The 14,944-nt window shown below is 52.7% G+C and carries 13 protein-coding genes; 7 read left to right on the top strand and 6 right to left on the bottom strand.

Annotation, left to right across the window (positions count from 1 at the left end):
- The first annotated feature begins 78 nt into the window (after window positions 1-78).
- From PAGR_RS05615 to PAGR_RS05600, 4 genes are read left to right on the top strand one after another with little or no spacing between them, the layout of a single operon-like run.
- On the top strand, window positions 79-771 hold the full coding sequence (locus tag PAGR_RS05615) for an RraA family protein (protein ID WP_014605231.1): 693 nt from the start codon (window positions 79-81) through the stop codon (window positions 769-771).
- Window positions 771-1,709 (top strand): hydroxyacid dehydrogenase, encoded by a 939-nt coding sequence (locus tag PAGR_RS05610; RefSeq protein ID WP_014605230.1) that lies wholly within the window; start codon window positions 771-773, stop codon window positions 1,707-1,709. The genes PAGR_RS05615 and PAGR_RS05610 overlap by 1 nt, the downstream gene beginning before the upstream one ends.
- Window positions 1,706-2,638 carry an SMP-30/gluconolactonase/LRE family protein gene (locus PAGR_RS05605; RefSeq protein WP_014605229.1) on the top strand — a complete coding sequence of 311 codons (933 nt, stop codon included), beginning with the start codon at window positions 1,706-1,708 and terminating at the stop codon, window positions 2,636-2,638. The genes PAGR_RS05610 and PAGR_RS05605 overlap by 4 nt, the downstream gene beginning before the upstream one ends.
- A 38-nt stretch (window positions 2,639-2,676) precedes the next feature.
- Window positions 2,677-4,029: an MFS transporter gene (locus PAGR_RS05600; protein WP_014605228.1), complete on the top strand. Its 1,353-nt coding sequence runs from the start codon at window positions 2,677-2,679 to the stop codon at window positions 4,027-4,029.
- A 122-nt stretch (window positions 4,030-4,151) separates the two neighbouring features.
- Here the strand turns inward: PAGR_RS05600 and PAGR_RS05595 are convergent, their stop codons facing one another.
- Window positions 4,152-5,492 (bottom strand): MFS transporter, encoded by a 1,341-nt coding sequence (locus PAGR_RS05595; RefSeq protein ID WP_013026827.1) that lies wholly within the window; start codon window positions 5,490-5,492, stop codon window positions 4,152-4,154.
- A 910-nt stretch (window positions 5,493-6,402) separates the two neighbouring features.
- On the opposite strand from PAGR_RS05595, the gene PAGR_RS05590 reads away from it, so the two are divergent.
- Window positions 6,403-7,071, top strand: a complete 669-nt coding sequence (locus PAGR_RS05590; RefSeq protein ID WP_014605227.1) for an ATP-dependent Clp protease proteolytic subunit — start codon at window positions 6,403-6,405, stop codon at window positions 7,069-7,071.
- A gap of 193 nt (window positions 7,072-7,264) precedes the next feature.
- Here PAGR_RS05590 and PAGR_RS05585 read toward each other — a convergent pair whose 3' ends face one another.
- Window positions 7,265-8,278, bottom strand: a complete 1,014-nt coding sequence (locus tag PAGR_RS05585) for a zinc-dependent alcohol dehydrogenase family protein (protein ID WP_014605226.1) — start codon at window positions 8,276-8,278, stop codon at window positions 7,265-7,267.
- A 102-nt stretch (window positions 8,279-8,380) separates the two neighbouring features.
- Here PAGR_RS05585 and PAGR_RS05580 point away from each other — a divergent pair, with 102 nt between their 5' ends.
- On the top strand, window positions 8,381-8,779 hold the full coding sequence (locus tag PAGR_RS05580; protein WP_013026830.1) for a winged helix-turn-helix transcriptional regulator: 399 nt from the start codon (window positions 8,381-8,383) through the stop codon (window positions 8,777-8,779).
- Between the two features lie 187 nt (window positions 8,780-8,966).
- Here PAGR_RS05580 and PAGR_RS05575 read toward each other — a convergent pair whose 3' ends face one another.
- Window positions 8,967-10,073: a right-handed parallel beta-helix repeat-containing protein gene (locus tag PAGR_RS05575; protein ID WP_227008697.1), complete on the bottom strand. Its 1,107-nt coding sequence runs from the start codon at window positions 10,071-10,073 to the stop codon at window positions 8,967-8,969.
- A gap of 83 nt (window positions 10,074-10,156) precedes the next feature.
- Window positions 10,157-10,756 (bottom strand): NAD(P)H oxidoreductase, encoded by a 600-nt coding sequence (locus PAGR_RS05570; RefSeq protein WP_014605224.1) that lies wholly within the window; start codon window positions 10,754-10,756, stop codon window positions 10,157-10,159.
- Between the two features lie 97 nt (window positions 10,757-10,853).
- Between PAGR_RS05570 and PAGR_RS05565 the strand changes: the two genes are divergently transcribed.
- The gene (locus PAGR_RS05565) at window positions 10,854-11,759 is read left to right on the top strand and encodes a LysR family transcriptional regulator (RefSeq protein ID WP_014605223.1); all 906 of its coding nucleotides are present in this window, start codon (window positions 10,854-10,856) and stop codon (window positions 11,757-11,759) included.
- Here PAGR_RS05565 and PAGR_RS05560 read toward each other — a convergent pair.
- Entirely contained in the window at window positions 11,749-13,632 is a 1,884-nt protein-coding gene (locus PAGR_RS05560) for a sigma-54-dependent Fis family transcriptional regulator (protein ID WP_044042523.1), read from the bottom strand. The two genes, PAGR_RS05565 and PAGR_RS05560, sit on opposite strands and share 11 nt — an antisense overlap.
- A 143-nt stretch (window positions 13,633-13,775) precedes the next feature.
- On the bottom strand, window positions 13,776-14,939 hold the full coding sequence (locus PAGR_RS05555) for a metallo-dependent hydrolase (RefSeq protein WP_014605221.1): 1,164 nt from the start codon (window positions 14,937-14,939) through the stop codon (window positions 13,776-13,778).
- Window positions 14,940-14,944 lie beyond the last annotated feature (5 nt).

Genomic DNA, 14,944 nt, shown 5'->3' with positions numbered 1-14,944 from the left:
TCAGTGTCACCGATATAGTTATTTCATTATGTACAACACAGTTTTACTCTGTAAAACAAACAACCTGTGAGGTGACCCATGTCCGCGAACGAAAAACCGATGATCAACCGAGACGTTACGCGAGTCAGCAGTGATTATGTCAGACGTGCCGCTGAATTTCAGGCCGCGATTATTGCGGATGTCGCGGGCAGACGCGGCACGCTGCATGGCCGTATCAAACCGCTGGGCACACATATGAAAGTGGCCGGGCCGGCGGTAACAGTGGAAGTGCGCCCGGGTGATAACCTGGCGATCCATGCTGCGCTGGCGGTGGCCAAACCCGGCGATGTCATCGTCGTGGATGGCAAGGGCGATATCAGCTGCGCGCTGTTAGGCGAAATCATGGCAACCCAGGCCGAAGCATCCGGCATTGCCGGGATTATCATCGATGGTGCGGTCAGGGATGCGGACGCACTGAGCACGCATACCTATCCCGTTTTCTCGGCCGGGCTCAATCCCTGTGGCCCGACGAAGTTCATTCCTGGTCGCGTGAATTACCCGGTTTCTGTTGCCGGCGCCACGATTAACGCGGGCGATCTGGTGGTGGGTGATATCGATGGCGTGGTGGTGGTGCCACGCGATGAAGTAGAAGTGGTATTGGAGCTCGCGGCGAAAAAACTGGATATGGAAACCCGCCGTATTGCGGCGATCAAAGCGGGAGACAAAAGGCCGGGCTGGTTGAACGGTGCCCTGCGTGCAGCGGGCATGTTAGCGGAAGGGGAGGAACTGTGATGCGTAAAAAGGACACAGTCATCATTACCGGCGCAGACATCGCTCCCGCCGCGCTCGCGATGCTGGAGGATTATGAGGTGGTCTTTGCGGGCACTAAGCCGTCAGAAGACGATCTGGTTGCGCTTTGTGAGCAGCACAATCCGGTCGGGATTGTGGTGCGCTATGGAAAAATTAACGCCCGCATCATGGATGCAGCGCCTGCCCTGCGGGTGATCTCCAAGCATGGCAGCGGCATTGACGTTATCGATCAAACGGCGGCGGCCGAACGAAACATCAGCGTCCAGTCTGCGCCCGGTGCCAATGCAGCAGCGGTGGCAGAACATACCTGGGCGATGATTCTGGCCTGCACCAAATCCCTGATCCCGCTGGATCGCCGGATGCGTGACGGCCACTGGGATAAATCCACCCACAAGTCGCTTGAACTTGAAGGCCGGACGCTTGGACTGGTTGGCCTGGGCGCGATTGGCGGCCGGGTGGCGGACATTGGTCGGGTATTTGGCATGCAGGTGATAGCTTACGATCCCTGGGCGAAAACGCTGCCCGCAGGCTGTGAGCAGGTGGACGATTTAGCCACGCTGTATGCGCGCGCAGATATTGTGTCACTGCACTGTCCTCTTACTGCGCAAAACAGCAAGATGATCAATGACCAGGCCCTGGCACAGTTCAAACCCGGCGCCGTGCTGGTGAATACCGCGCGCGGTGGACTGATTGATGATGATGCCCTGATTCGTGCTCTTAACAGCGGCAGACTCAGCGGCGCGGCGCTGGACAGCTTTACCGTTGAGCCGCTGACTGCGCCGCACATCTGGCAGAAGGTGGAAAACGTCATCATTACGCCGCATATCGGCGGCGTGAGTGATAATTCTTACGTGAAAATGGGCACGGCCTCCGTAACCAATCTGCTTAAAGTATTAGCGCAAAAGGAAGCCACCGTATGATGTGCCTGACCACACCGGAGGTCAGGCAGACATCGGTTTTTACCCGGTTGCCCGACCGCTTCCGCGCACCTGACCGTCACAATGCCTGGGCCACCGCGAATCGCGGCGGCCAGCTTACCGACTCTTTTCTTGAAGGGCCGGTCTGGCATCCTTCGGGCTGTCTTTACCTGACCGACATTCCCTATGGCCGGATATTCCGCGTTGATATGGCAGGCAACTGGGACATCGTCGTGCAATACGATGGCGAACCCAACGGCATGAAACTTGTCGGTCCGGAGACGCTTCTGATTACGGATTATCGTCACGGGTTAATGAAGCTCTGTCTCAAAACGCAAAAAATCACGCCATGGCTGTCGCGCCGTAACAGCGAGAGTTTTCGCGGCGTGAACGATTTAACGCCCGACAGCCGGGGGAACCTCTATTTCACCGATCAGGGGCAAACCGGGCTGCACGATCCCACAGGACGGGTTTATCGGCTCAGCCAGGAGGGAAGGCTGGATATTCTGCTGGATAACTGCCCAAGCCCAAACGGACTGGTGCTGTCGCCAGACGAAAAAGTGCTGTATGTCGCAATGACGCGTGGCAATGCGATCTGGCGCGTGCCGCTTCAGCGCGATGGTTCAGTCAGCAAGGTCGGTCAGTATTTTACCTCGCACGGCCCCAGCGGTCCCGATGGATTAGCCATGAACGCGCACGGCGAGCTGCTGATTGCCAACCCTGGCCTGGGCCGCGTCTGGCTGCTGAACGATCTGGCTGAGCCCGCAGAAATTCTCACCAGTCCCGCCGGACGCTCCACCACCAATCTCTGTTTTGGTGGCGAAAATTTACAGCAGCTGTTTATTACCGAATCGGTCAGCGGCAGCATTCTTACCTGTTCAATGAAAACACCAGGCCATCCACTGCCCTTCCTGTCCACCGATTTTCTCTGAGAACAACACTGCGTTTTCTGAACGCAGCGGAGGCAACCATGAATCTGCATTCTGTAAGCACTGGCTCACCTGTTGAGCCAGCAGCCGTGTCTGCATCCCATGAAGACATGAATCAAACGGATTTTGAACAAAGCGAACGGGCGGCGGCTAAAGCGTTCCGCCGTATCCTGCCTTTTATTTTCATCTGCTACGTGGTCAGTTATCTGGATCGCACCAATGTCAGCTTCGCCGCACTGGGCATGAACACCGATCTGGGCATCACGGCTGAGCAGTTCGGGTTTGGTGCCGGGATGTTTTTCATCGGCTATTTTCTGTTTGAGGTGCCCAGTAACCTGATCATGCAAAAAGTGGGGGCTCGTATCTGGATCGCCCGCATCATGATCTCATGGGGCATCATCTCCATGGCGACCGCCTTCGTTACCGGGCCGGTCAGCTTTGCCTTTGCCCGTTTTTGCCTGGGCGTGGCTGAAGCAGGCTTTACACCGGGTATTTATCTGTTCTTCACCTACTGGTTTCCCGGAAGCTGGCGCGCAAAAATCACGGCGGCATTTTTAGTCGGGATCCCCGTGGCGAATATCATCGGGGCGCCCTTATCCGGCATGTTGATGCAAATCACCGAGCATGAGCACATTCGTAACTGGCAATGGTTGCTGCTGCTGGAAGGGTTTCCGGCCGTTATCCTCGGCGTCCTGTGCCTGTTCTTCCTCAACGATCGCCCGGCAAAGGCCAACTGGCTGAGCGAGGCGGAAAAAACGTTGCTGAGCCGACGACTGGCAAACGAGCAGCAGCAAATTGAAAGGGCGCACGGTGCCAGCCTGCGTGACGCGCTGCGCAATCCCCTGCTTTACCTGCTGGCTTTCATTAATTTTTGCGGCATTGTCGGTTCTATTGGCGTGGGCCTGTGGATGCCGCAGATCATCAAGCAGATTGGCGTGAGCCATACCGCCACGGGTTTTCTGACCGCGCTACCTTATATTTGTGGTGCCTTCAGCATGCTGTTCTGGGCGCAGCGAGCCAATGCCTCCGGCCACCGCATTCGCTGGATCAGCGCTGCGTTGGTTATCGCCGCCATCGCGCTGGCCTGCAGCGCCGTCGTGAATGAGCCGGTGGTGAAGATGCTTGCGCTGTGTTTTACCGTCAGCGGCATTCTGGCTTTTCAGGCGTCATTCTGGGCACTGCCTTCGGGTTTTCTCACAGGAAGCGCGGCCGCAGGCGGATTAGCCATGATTGTTTCTGTCGGCAATCTGGGGGGATTTGTCGGGCCTTCGCTTATTGGCTATGTGCGTCAGACAAGCGGGGGTTTTATGTGGGCGCTGCTGGCAGTTTCCGCCGTGTTGCTGATTGGCGCGTTTACCGTAGCGTTAATCAAAGATCCTTACCGCAAAGCATAGTCATCCCCTCCCCTGAGGCGCTCCGGCGCCTTTACCTTTTCCTGTTAAGCCTTATTCCGCCATGTCATCGGCTACAAAAAAAGCGCCCGCAGGCGCTTTACTGGTTTTTCAGGTTGAACCCACTATTTGCTTGCCGGTGACAGGCTCTGATCAACCTCGATTTTTGCGGCGCTTTTGCGGCCCATGATCAGCACCGCGATACCGCCCGCCGCGCAGAGTACCGCCAGTGGCACCATCGCCAGCGCATGGCTGCCGGTTTGCTCATTGATAATGCCGTAGACGTTGACCATCAGGCCACCACCAATCAGATTCGCCATTGCGCCGATAGCCGCTAAGCCCGCCGCTGCGGTGGTAGAAGACATCCAGCCGGACGCCAGCGCCCAGAACGGGCCTTTCATGGAATAAGCACCAATCAGAACCAGCGACAGAATCACCACGCTTCCCGCCAGCGACTGCGTAAGGAAGGCAGAGAGCAGCCCACCCGCGATCAGGAAAAGCGTTAACGCGGTATGCCAGCGGCGTTCGCCCGTCCGGTCAGAGCTACGTCCCCAGACAATCATCAACACCGACGCCAGGCCATAAGGAATCGCGTTGACCAGCCCGGTGGTGAAGTTGTCGAGTCCAAACGACTTAAGCAACTGCGGCGACCAGACGCTGAGCGTGGACCCGGCAGCCGAAGCCCCTGCGTAAATCAGCGCCATCACCCAGATATGTTTGTGACGCAGAAGCTGCCACAACGAAATATGACCAATCACTTTACGTTTTGCGTTCTCTTCAGCCAGAGTGGTGCTGAGCCAGTTGCGCTGATCTTCGGTTAACCAGGTCGCATTTTCAGGGCGATTGCTTAACAGGAAAAAGGCGGCGACGCCTAAAAGCACGGCTGGAATGCCTTCTAAAATAAACAGCCAGTGCCAGCCGCGTAACCCGAACCAGCCATCCAGTGAGAGTATTGCGCCCGAGATCGGTGAACCAATGAAGTTTGCCGCCGGAATGGCCACCATAAACGTCGCGATGACGCGGGCGCGGTACTTACCGGGGATCCAGTAGGTCAAATACAGGATAACGCCGGGAAAAAACCCCGCCTCGGCAGCACCCAGCAAGAAGCGCAGGAAATAGAGCATTTCAGCGCTTGAAACAAAGGCGGTGCAGACGGACACGATGCCCCACGTCACCATAATGCGAGATATCCAAATCTTTGCGCCAATCTTTTGCATCGCTAAGTTGCTGGGCACTTCGAACAGAAAATAGCCGACAAAAAACAGACTGCTTGCCAGACCAAATACCGCTTTGGACAGGCCGAGATCCTCGTTCATTTGCAACGCCGCCATCCCGATGTTGCCGCGGTCAATGATAGCGATCAGATAGCAGACGATCAGGAAGGGGAGAATCCGTCTTATCACGCGTTTTACGGTCTGCTGTTCGATATCGGAGGTTAATGCGCCATTCGGCATCTTGTCAGACATGGTGTTCCTCGCAGAATTGTCATGGTTTTACGCCTGGATATATCTCTTGTTTTACTCTGTAAAACCGTGGTGTACAAAGTACACTCATTATCTAGTCAAACTTTTTCCGCCGCAGGTAAATGTTATGAGGTTGTGTTATTTGTCACAAAAAGGTATCAGCATAAGCGGCGATATGTGACGCTGGAGGAGTTTTTACGCGTTGAAACGGGAGCGATGTTGGAGAAATGCGACAGTCAAAATATCAGCAGAGACCGGCAAGGCTGGCGTTCGGCAGAGTCGCCTGATGGATAATGTGGCAGCGTCGGCTGCCGACGAGAAAGAGGCCAGGAAATCAGGTTTTGCCTGCCGCAGCAGTAACAATTTAAAAAAGGCATCTTATCAGTTTCATTTTGCGCCTTAATACACCGCCACTAAAAACGTGATGTCGCGCGAAGGTCTCTTCATGTTTTCACTGCACGCGAGCGCAGACAGGCGAAAATACACCCAGGATAAGGCGCGAATCGATGACCTGACCGACACTGACAGCGTTTTGTGTTGAGAGCGCCTTCAGTGCACGCGTCGAACGTGCCTGGTCAACGCATTCACGGTCATCCGGCAATCACCCGACAGCTGGATTATCCTCCATGCGCCGCCATTTGCTTTCAGGTGACAGCACTCCGTTCAGAGGCGCAGGTGTTCACTGATAACAGGTTTCGCGATATTCAAAACAGTGTTAAACATCAGGTATTCCGAGATTCACGCTATTACTATCGCGAGGAAAAAAATTCGCACCCTAACGATTAAAAATGCCTGATAAATAATAATGTGAAATATATTAAAGGGTAACAAAGCCCTGCAAATAACCAATCGGCATTGCATAAAACCCCTGTGGCTGATAAGAAATGAAAAAAAACGGAGGGATGATTCAACAATGAAATATAACGCTTTGATAGCGGCCCTGCTTATTACGATCAGTGCACCCTCTTTGGCTGCTATCAACAGAGTCGTTGACGGCAAACGCCCGCCAAATACGGTTAAATCCGTAAAGGTGTTTTTTACCGGCGTGGTCACGCTTAATAAGGTGATGTCGCTTTCATCCGTGCTCGATGAGATCGGTCAGAATTATAAATCAGCCACGCAGGTGCTGCTCTATATCAGCAGCCCCGGTGGTGACATTGATGCCGGGAAAATTGGTTATCAGGTCGTTAAAAACTCCCCCATTCCCGTTACGACCGTGAACGCCTCCTCCGTCGAGTCCTCGGCGACGATGATCTACTGCGGCGCACAAAAGAGGCAGGTTATGGGTGACAGCATTTTCTTACTGCATGCGCCAACCGTTGGAAACGCGCCGCGTAGCAATGTCAGTGAAAATATGCTGGACGAGAAAACCGAATTTACCAGCAGATACCGGAACGTGATAAAAACGATTTATCAGTCCTGCACCCACCTCACTGACGAGCAGATTGAAAAGATCACCTACAGTGAAGATAACCATAAGCTGCTGGACAACAAGCAGGCATTAGCCACGGGCATCGCCACAGGCGAAATGACCGATTTTCAGACTGCTGATGCCGCGTATTATATTCATGATAATGACTAAAGGATGATGAAGAGGGGCAGAGCCTGCAAGTCAGACGAGGTTCGAGCCGTTGGATGATAACACCGCTCACTTACCCGTGCTGTGCAGGGGGTTTTGTTGAAAAGGGTGCACAGCGTATGCACCCTTTTTTGACCGACGACAAGCAGGTTTTCGCCTCTTATGACAAGGCTTACATGCCCACTTTATCTATCTGTCACCACTCAACACAGATTTTGCCCAGATGCGAGCCGCTCTGCTGCCAGGCGAAGGCCTCGGCAATATCGTCATATTTAAACGTCCGGTCAATAACCGGCTTCTGGTTCATGCTTTCCAGCGCCTTCACGTAGTCAATCTGGTCCTGACGACTGGCAACGATCACGCCTTTAATGGTGACCTGCTTCGCCAGAACAGACAGAATGGAGAGCGTTGCTTCATCGCCGGAAATGATACCGATTTGGGTGATGTGACCACCGATTTTGACCGCTTTCAGTGACTCGCCCAGCGTCGCCGGGCCGCCCACCTCAACAACATGATCCACGCCCACGCCGTTGGTCAGTGCGAGGACGCTATCGCCCCAGTTCGGAGTGGTGCGGTAGTTGATGGTTTCATCGGCACCCAACGCTTTAACGTGCTTAAGCTTTTCATCTGATGAGGATGTGGCGATCACTTTCGCGCCCATCGCTTTAGCAATCTGCAGGGCAGCCATGGACACGCCGCCCGTGCCCTGCACCAGCACCGTGTCGTTGGCCTGCAGTTTGCCTTCAGTGATCAGGGCGCGCCAGGCTGTCAGGCCAGATGTGGTGATCGTGGCCGACTCGCAGTGCGTCCAGCCTTTCGGGGCATGGGTAAAGGCATTCTCAGAACGCACCACGTATGCGCTGGCCATGCCATCAATGCCGTCGCCCGGCGTATGGGCAAAGCCTCCCACTTCTGCGGAAGGTTTGCCGGACAGCCAGACGGGGAAGAAGGTTGACACAACGCTGTCGCCCACGCGGAAATCCTTAACGCCTTCGCCGACGGCTTCTACCACGCCTGCGCCATCAGACAGCAGGATGCGGCCGTCTTCGGTTGGAAACTGCCCGGTAGCGACAATCAGATCGTGAAAATTCAGGGAGCCGGCTTTGATAGCGACCCGAATCTCACCTTTGCCCGGCTGGCCCGGATCGGCGATGTCCGACACATGGATATTGTTGAGTCCGCCTGGTGCTTTAAGGGTAAGTGCTTTCATGCTTTTCTCCGTTAAAAGAGGGATGTCTTAATCAGCAGTTGCTAAACATAGACCATATGTGCATTTTATTAAATACGGTCATTTAGGTGATATAGGTACATTTTGGATACTGTAAAAACCCCAAGATATGAAAATTACGATGCGGTGGCCTGCCCGGTTGAAGCCACGCTGGAACTGATTGGCGGCAAGGGTAAAGGGATGATTCTTTACCACCTGCAAAACGAAACGCTGCGGTTTAATGCGCTAAGAAGACGGCTGGGTGATATCACGCCGCGGGTACTCACGCGACAACTTCGGGAACTGGAAAACGTCGGGTTAATTCATCGCGAAGTGTATGCTGAAGTTCCGCCGAAGGTGGAGTACAGCATGACCGAAGAAGGCGCTTCGCTTGCGCCCTTGCTTGGGCTGTTAAAGCAGTGGGGAGAGCAACACGCGCTGGCCTTATTAGGCAAAAAAAACCCCGCCGTTGTGCCGGAAACGTCCGAGGCTGAAGCACAATGAATGGCCGTGCGCGGTGCCCCCAAAACCTGTTATGACTGATCCTGGACAGGTTCCTCCGCAGGATATCATGGGGAGGAACCTGAAACGCAGGTGGTGAGGTTCAGTCGTTCAGTACGTTTCCATCTGCCACATCACAAGGTGGCCCGCAGCAACCGATGACCGGTTTTCTGTGCTGTCTCGCCATTGCTTATTTCTCAAGCACAGAAGCAACCGACTCACAGTTCACCGGCATCCTGTGCTCTGCCACGGAGACAACACAAAATCCGGCCGCATCTTTGCTGTAATGTGCCGCCACACTGAAACGATTGTAGCGTTTAATCTCCTCAACCGGCGGGATTGAGCCAGGCACACCACCCACAGCGGTTTGCAAGCCTACCGTCCAGGGCTGGGTAAACAGATTGTCGTTAACGCTAACCGGCCCGTCGGTCGGTACACCTCGAATATAAACACTGCCTCGGTTTGACGTCCCGTAGCGGCCATAATCAAACAGATTATTGTTTATGATGATGTTTTTCCCGCCGTGGCCCTGCGCGCCCTTGTGCATATCAAACTGATGGTAAGCGCCCCGTGCTCCGCCATTGAGCACAAGGTTGTTATAAGCGTGATAGCCCTCACCGTCATCGCCTTTTCCTGCAATAGCATGACGATTAGCGTTGAAGGTATTGCAGTAGATATCGGCCTGGGCATGGCCATTTTGTACCACCACACCGTAGCCCAGTTGGGTACGGATATTATCGTGGATAACGTTGTGATGAATTTTATTGTCGACGGACGTTTTTACGCTAATCCCGGCCCACGGCCAGTGATAAATCTCATTGTTGTCGATATCAATATGATCGGTGCCGGGTAAAAACTGGATGCCAATCGTTTTATTCGGCGTGTCCGGTTGTCCAGAGGGGCCTTCAATACGCAGCCCGGTTATCCTTGCTTTAGCCTCAACAACATACACAGGATATTGATTAAGTCCGTCATTGAGCCATGGCGTTTGTAATAAAGCGCCCCGACTGCCTTTTTCACCACGATTGCTAAAAAGCGTCTGCCCGGCTTTAATGCGCAATGCCTGTGGCTGATTCGGCACCGTGATGGTGACATCACCCGGAACATAGATGAAGGGATGATTGCTGTCGACAGCCTGTTTCAACGCATCGAAAGTGCGGACAGTAACATAGTGGGCGACGTTATCCGGCGTAAGACGATCCTGATACTGCGCCCCACCTCCAATGACATCGCAACTGCCCACCGCGCTAATGGCAGAGCCGGATATCAGTAACAGGCACGCTATGGCTATTTTCATTTTGGTCATCTCCTGTCGACGCCCGATACAGGCCAGGCTGTCATGTACGCCGTTTTGCAGGGCAGCGATCGCCCTGCCATGCTTTATTCAATGGTGCTGTCTACGACCGCCTGCGCTTGTGCAAACAGTTGCTCATAATGCGAGTGGCTGTCATCAATCGTCTCCTCAACACCCAAGGTGTTATAGAGGAAATGAACCTCCACGTCACCGATCGCCAGATAGCCCGTAACGCCCATCATGTAATCCGTGATGTTTTTCTCCCAGCCATATTTAATAAAGGTTTGCTTAGAACCGCCGACCAGCACCAGCCAGCGTACTTTTTTATCTTTTAACGCGCTGTTTTCACCGTAGGCCAGACCGTAGTTCCATACGCGTTCCAGATAGCCTTTGAGCATGGCGGGATAGCTGTACCACCACAGCGGAAAGACAAAAATGATCGCATCACGATCGTCAAGCTCACTGAACAGACGATGCACCTCCGGTGAGTAGCGCTTAGCCGGATTTTCCCACTCGGGTTCGTCCTCTTCCCGCATCGCCGGATCAAAGCCACTGCGGTAGAGATCCAGCGTCTTAACATGTGCGCCCCGCTGCTCCGCCCGGTGGCGCAGGCTTTCCACCATCTGTGCGGTGAGTGAATCGGCACGGGGATGTGACCAGACGATATACAGGTTTGTTGATTTCATCTTTCACCTCATCTTGTGTTGAGGCATTCACATTACGCTCGCCACATTAGTGTGTGAAACGTATGATTTGAGATGGGTTAATGAGAGATTTTCACCAATGAAACTGAACGTCTATGACTTTGCGACCTTTATCGCGGTTTCACGCCACAAAAGTTTTCGCGCGGCCGGTGACGAGCTTGGCCTGTCGCCCTCGGCGGTCAGCCACGCAATAAAGCAACTTGAGCAGCGGCTGAAAATCCGGCTGTTCAATCGCACAACGCGTAGCGTTGCCCTGACAGAAGCCGGAGCAAATCTGTATGAGCGTTTGCGCCCGGCCTTTGATGAAATCAATGTGATACTCGATGAGGCTAACTGTTTTCGTCAGACGCCCATGGGCTCGCTAAAAATTAACTCATCGCGTCTTGCCTCGCGCATGGTGTTAATCCCACTGGTGGCAACATTCAGTCGGCTTTATCCGGATATCCGTGTGGAAATCACAACGGAAGACCGGCTGGTCGATATCGTGAAAGAGGGATTTGACGCGGGTATTCGCCTCAGCAGCAGGCTTGAAAAAGATATGATCGCGCTTCCCGTTGGGCCCAAAATCAGGTTGGTTGTGGTGGCAACCCCGGACTATTTCGCCCGCCATGCACCGCCTGAACACCCGCGTGACATCATGAATCATCAGTGCGTGATGTTCCGTCACGGCAGCGGTCGCATTTATCAATGGGAATTCAGCGGCCCGGAAGGCAGGCTTGAGATACTTCCGGCCGGTAATATCCTGCTGGACGATATGGACGCTCAACGTGATGCTGTGCTGTGCGGTGCCGGACTGGGCTACCTCTATCACGAACAGGTAAAAGATGAACTGGCAGCTGGCCGTCTGGTTCCGGTACTGGAAGCGTGGTTACCAGAGCAGCCCAGCCTGCAGTTTTACTATCCTAATCGCCACTATATGTCATCGGCGTTAAGGGCATTTATTGACCACATCAAAGCCGCTTCGCCAGCCGCGGTTAGCCGTTAAGATCGTACTCTTTCAACTTACGCCACAGGGTGGTCGGGCTGATGCCAAGGATGGCTGCCGCCCTGACCTTATCCCCTTGAGTTTGGGTGATGATACGCGTGATGAGGTGTTTTTCCTGCTTTTTAAGCAAATGGGTTTCGCTCTCCGCAGGCTCGCAAAGCAGGGATTGCTGGCTGGCAGAGCCAAAATCATCGGCAACCTGCACGGCCCTGAGCAGTTCGTCTTTGTCCACAACATCGCGATCGTGAAACACGGCCAGCCTGTAGATAACCGACTGTAATTCGCGGATGTTACCCGGCCAGCGGTGCCGCCTTAAGACATCCAGCGCATCCGGAGTAAACGCGATCTCTTTTCCCTGCTGATGCAGTAAATGCCGCGCCAGTAATTCAATATCCCCTTCGCGCTCAGCCAGTGCAGGCAGCCTGAGTTCCAGGATATTGATTCGGTAGTAAAGATCCTGGCGAAAAACGCCCGACTGAACCAAAACATGCAGATCTTTATTGCTGGCGGTAATCAGCCGAAAGTCTGCCGCAATGAGCGCCTCTCCCCCCAGACGGACAAACTGCTTTTCCTGCAGGACACGCAGTAATTTAACCTGCACATTGAGCGGCGCTTCGCTGATCTCATCAATAAAAACCGTTCCCTTCATCGCCATTTCGAACACGCCGGGCTTGCCACCTTTCCGCGCATGAGTAAATGCCCCCTCAGCATAGCCAAACAGCTCGCTTTCCAGGAGGTTTTCAGGAATGGCAGCACAGTTGATTGCGATAAAGGGGCCATGTTTTCGGATGCTGTGATGATGAATACTCTGCGCAAAGAGTTCTTTGCCGGTGCCGGTATCACCCAAAATATGAATGGGGGCATCATGACGCGCGCACAGCTTGGCTTTATCAATCGCGATGTTAATGCTGGCTGAATGACCAATAATGTCATCAAAAGCGTAGCGAGTATAAAAGCCTTGCTGTTTTATCTTTTTGTCTGCACTGTTTCGCCACTGGCTCTTCCCCTGAATAAACCCGGTAACGATGGAATAGCCATCCTGGCGCTTGGTGTAATGCTTTATTGAGGTACAGATAAAATCACCGTCGAGTTCTACGATCATTTCCTTTACGTCTGACTCATCGATAATTGAGCGATAAACCTCTTTGAAAGCGTCTTTGCGGTAAATTTTATCGCCAGCATGACACTGAAAAAGGGTTTTCCCTCTGTTGTTAATGCTCACCACCTCCCCCATTTGGTCAATGCACATAATGCCTTCACGAGACTGATTCATCGCGGAATAGCTCATATCCAACTTCAGACTTTCCTGATGGATATATTTCAGCAAACTGAAGGCCTCGTTGATGGCTTGCTCAATTGAATTATTATCCGTGTCCCCCATCACAACATTGAGGTCATATTTCTTCGCCATCTCTGCAACTGTCAGACCGCCTATAACGACTTTGTAGTTATTTTCTGCAAGATTTTTTACAACACTTTCGATGTCATAGTGATTATAGACCTGACAGATTTTTAGATTTTCATTGGTCATGTTTTGGTAATGCTTGAGCGCGTTACAAAATTGGGGAAAACCTACCGCAGCAATTTTTTGCGATTTATTTTTCGCCTGCTTAAGAATACGATAAATGCCATGAAAATCATGCGCTATCTCGATCACTGGAATGGTCACATTGCTGCGAAGAAGCGCGGCAGTCCCGCCACGACTAATAATGATTTTCGTTCCAGACCGAATCATTTCATTCGCTTTATCTAATACTTCTGAATAGCCCGTTTCGTACACTGGCAGTTCAAGCTGCTTTTCAATAAGAACATTTAAAATGCGTTGGGTAATGGTTTTTGAAACGGAGAAAATGACGATTTCATTAGACTTCATTGAAGGTTCGCTTTTGTCGCTCGCTATTTCATCGAGTATAAGGATAACGATGAATGAGATATTGACAGGCGTCATTCCAGCTTGAGTAAAAAAAGCCTTGTTATATTCAGGTCACAAGGCTTGAGAGGCGAGGTAGTTAAAAATTAGCCATGCAGGCGCCGGTAGCAGATCTGACCATTACTGATCGTGACGCAGTTATCAATATAGCGTTCGCCTTGCAGTCTGGCTCCCTGAGTATCTTCGAAAACAATTTTTTCATTGCGCAGTTTTACCACCGAAATATCGGCAAATGCCTTCGGCTCCAGCGTACCTATCTGCCCTTGCATTTTCATGAGTCGTGCCGGCGTGCTCGTGACCGCCCTGATAACCTCAAACAAAGACATGCCCATATTGAGATATTTAGACATGACATGTAGCAGACTGTAGACCTTATCGGTACGCAGACTGTTGCGCTGCGTTAAGTCGGTGCTAATGATATCCGGGTAGAACCCCTGATCCATCGCGTTGCGGGCAACGTTAAAATCGAAATGCGCCACACCATTTGAACAGTCAAAGACTACGCCTCTTTGCTGTGCCGCCAGAACAGACGGGTACACCTCGCCCCGACCGTTGAGAATGGTATGGCCTGTGCCGTGGAAACAGTGCGCATAGATATCATCCGCGTTGAAATGCTGAATGAGCTCATTCGCCGGCAGAAAGGAATCGGTGACATGCACACAGAGTGACGTCTCCAGCTCACGCGCCAGCGCAACCGTGGTTAAAAACGGATCGCTGCTGTACGACTTGCCTTTGGCAATATCCTGGCTGTAACGCAGTTTCAGCCCAAGAATATTCTCTTTATTTTCGCTTAATACCTGCCTGATTCGTGGCAGGTTATAGTTGGCCGGATTGGTGTTTTCCAGGTATCCCGTTGGCCCGCCACCCAGCGTAGACAAGCCAACATTGACCACATTAAGATAACTTTTTATCTTCACGGTAGCCGTATTAATCACGCTGTTACGGAACAACGTATAGTTTACCCAGCCACTACTGCCGGCATCGACAACGCTGGTTACGCCGTTGGGTAAACAAACCACATCCGGGTTAACGCCTATCGCCGTCCCGCCGTGGAAAACATGCGCATGAAAGTCGATCAATCCGGGGAGAACAAGGCAACCCGCTGCATCAATCACCGTTTCCGCCTCGGTGCTGTCAACGTTTTCAAGGTCAACAATACGGTTGCCGATGATGCCAATATCCCGCCTGAGGTAATCTTGTTTGTCACTGTCCACCGTCAGGCCATTTCTGATAAGCAAATCCAGTTTCATCTTTA

Source organism: Pantoea ananatis PA13, assembly GCF_000233595.1.
Lineage (GTDB): Bacteria > Pseudomonadota > Gammaproteobacteria > Enterobacterales > Enterobacteriaceae > Pantoea > Pantoea ananatis.
Note: the sequence above shows the minus strand (reverse complement) of the source record. Positions and strands in the feature narration are given on the sequence as shown.

Excerpts from the sequence above, each read along its gene's own strand:
- PAGR_RS05615 (WP_014605231.1), top strand. The coding sequence starts at position 79 with ATGTCCGCGAACGAAAAACCGATGATCAACCGAGACGTTACGCGAGTC.
- PAGR_RS05610 (WP_014605230.1), top strand. The coding sequence starts at position 771 with ATGCGTAAAAAGGACACAGTCATCATTACCGGCGCAGACATCGCTCCC.
- PAGR_RS05605 (WP_014605229.1), top strand. The coding sequence starts at position 1,706 with ATGATGTGCCTGACCACACCGGAGGTCAGGCAGACATCGGTTTTTACC.
- PAGR_RS05600 (WP_014605228.1), top strand. The coding sequence starts at position 2,677 with ATGAATCTGCATTCTGTAAGCACTGGCTCACCTGTTGAGCCAGCAGCC.
- PAGR_RS05595 (WP_013026827.1), bottom strand. The coding sequence starts at position 5,492 with ATGTCTGACAAGATGCCGAATGGCGCATTAACCTCCGATATCGAACAG.
- PAGR_RS05590 (WP_014605227.1), top strand. The coding sequence starts at position 6,403 with ATGAAATATAACGCTTTGATAGCGGCCCTGCTTATTACGATCAGTGCA.
- PAGR_RS05585 (WP_014605226.1), bottom strand. The coding sequence starts at position 8,278 with ATGAAAGCACTTACCCTTAAAGCACCAGGCGGACTCAACAATATCCAT.
- PAGR_RS05575 (WP_227008697.1), bottom strand. The coding sequence starts at position 10,073 with ATGAAAATAGCCATAGCGTGCCTGTTACTGATATCCGGCTCTGCCATT.
- PAGR_RS05570 (WP_014605224.1), bottom strand. The coding sequence starts at position 10,756 with ATGAAATCAACAAACCTGTATATCGTCTGGTCACATCCCCGTGCCGAT.
- PAGR_RS05565 (WP_014605223.1), top strand. The coding sequence starts at position 10,854 with ATGAAACTGAACGTCTATGACTTTGCGACCTTTATCGCGGTTTCACGC.
- PAGR_RS05560 (WP_044042523.1), bottom strand. The coding sequence starts at position 13,632 with ATGAAGTCTAATGAAATCGTCATTTTCTCCGTTTCAAAAACCATTACC.
- PAGR_RS05555 (WP_014605221.1), bottom strand. The coding sequence starts at position 14,939 with ATGAAACTGGATTTGCTTATCAGAAATGGCCTGACGGTGGACAGTGAC.